Here is a 343-nt window from a genome sequence, read left to right as displayed (position 1 = left end):
TCGAGCAGCGCCTCCAGGCTGGTCTCACCGCGCAGCACGTTGCCGGCGAGGAAGGAGAGGATCTCCGACTCGGCGCGCAGCCGGGCCGCCTGGTGGGTGCGGCGGGCCGCGAGGTCCACGACCGAGGCGACCGAGACCGCCACGCCGATGAAGATCGCGATGGCGACCATGTTCTTCGGGTCGGCGATGGTCAGCGTGTGGACGGGCGGCGTGAAGTACCAGTTCAGCAGCAGCGAGCCCACCACCGCCGAGGCCAGTGCCGGCAGCAGGCCGCCGAGGAGTGCTGCCGCCACCGTCAGCGACAGGTACAGCAACATGTCGTTGGCGAGGCCGACTTCGGGTG

Annotated in this window: 1 protein-coding gene; it reads right to left on the bottom strand. The window is 70.3% G+C overall.

The genetic code is table 11. The features are described from left to right. Window positions 1-343, bottom strand: a 343-nt coding sequence (locus ADK36_RS15325) for a DUF4118 domain-containing protein (RefSeq protein WP_159391157.1), incomplete at both ends; no start/stop codon positions are given.

This window comes from Streptomyces viridochromogenes, assembly GCF_001270495.1.
In the GTDB taxonomy this organism is placed as follows: Bacteria; Actinomycetota; Actinomycetes; order Streptomycetales; family Streptomycetaceae; genus Streptomyces; species Streptomyces viridochromogenes_A.
The sequence above is the reverse complement of the archived record's forward strand: the minus strand, read 5'-3'. Positions and strand labels throughout refer to the sequence as shown.